The sequence below is a fragment of the Variovorax sp. RTB1 genome (assembly GCF_035018765.1).
In the GTDB taxonomy this organism is placed as follows: domain Bacteria; phylum Pseudomonadota; class Gammaproteobacteria; order Burkholderiales; family Burkholderiaceae_C; genus Variovorax.
Genome location: NZ_JASJXG010000116.1, coordinates 1 through 867, shown reverse-complemented (window position 1 = coordinate 867; position 867 = coordinate 1). Strand labels below are relative to the sequence as shown.

1 protein-coding gene is annotated in these 867 nt (G+C 67.7%); it reads left to right on the top strand.

The annotated features are described in order from the left end of the window. Positions 1-5: 5 nt before the first annotated feature. On the top strand, positions 6-867 hold an 862-nt coding region (istA, locus tag QN397_RS26590; RefSeq protein ID WP_323502518.1), incomplete at its 3' end, for an IS21 family transposase.

Below are 867 nucleotides of genomic sequence, written 5' to 3'. Positions count from 1 at the left end.
GCCTGATGCCACAGCAACGCATGGACATACGCATGATCAAGGACATACTCAGACTCAAGTACCAGGGCGGCCTGTCGCACGAGCGCATCGCCCAGAGCCTCTCGATCTCCAAGGGAGCCGTTGCCAAGTACCTCAGCCTGGCCGGCGCGGCCGGGCTCGATTGGCCGTCAACCGCTGAACTGGACGAGGCCTCGCTGGAACGTCGGTTGATGGGCGGCGGCATGGCGCTCAGCCGCGTGGTCGAGCCCGACTACGCGCACGTACACATCGAGCTGCGCCGCAAGGGCGTGACGCTCATGCTCTTGTGGGGCGAGTACCGCGCGGCCAACGAGGGTCGAAGAACCTGGGCGTACACCCAGTTCTGCGGCCACTACAAGGCCTTCGCCAGGACCCTCAAGCGCTCGATGCGCCAGCAACGTCGCGCGGGTGAGAAGCTCTTCATCGACTACGCCGGGCCGACCCTGGCGCTGGCAGATGGAACGCGGGCGCAGGTCTTCGTGGCCGCCATGGGAGCGTCGAGCTACACCTTCGCCTGCGCCACGGCCGACCAGAGCATGCGCTCCTGGCTCGGCGCGATGGCACGCGCGCTCGCGTTCTATGGCGGTGTGCCCCAGTTGATCGTGCCGGACAACCCGCGCGCACTCGTCAGCCAGGCCTGTCGCTACGAGCCCAGGCTCAACGAGACCGTGCACGACTTCGCGCGCCACTACGGCGTCTCGATCCTGCCGGCGCGCCCGTACTCGCCCAAGGACAAGGCCAGCGCCGAGTCGGCGGTGCAGGTCGTGGAGCGTTGGCTGATGGCTCGGCTGCGGCATACGGTGCTGGCCGATGTGCATGCCGCCGACGCGGCCCTGTGCGCATTGCTGC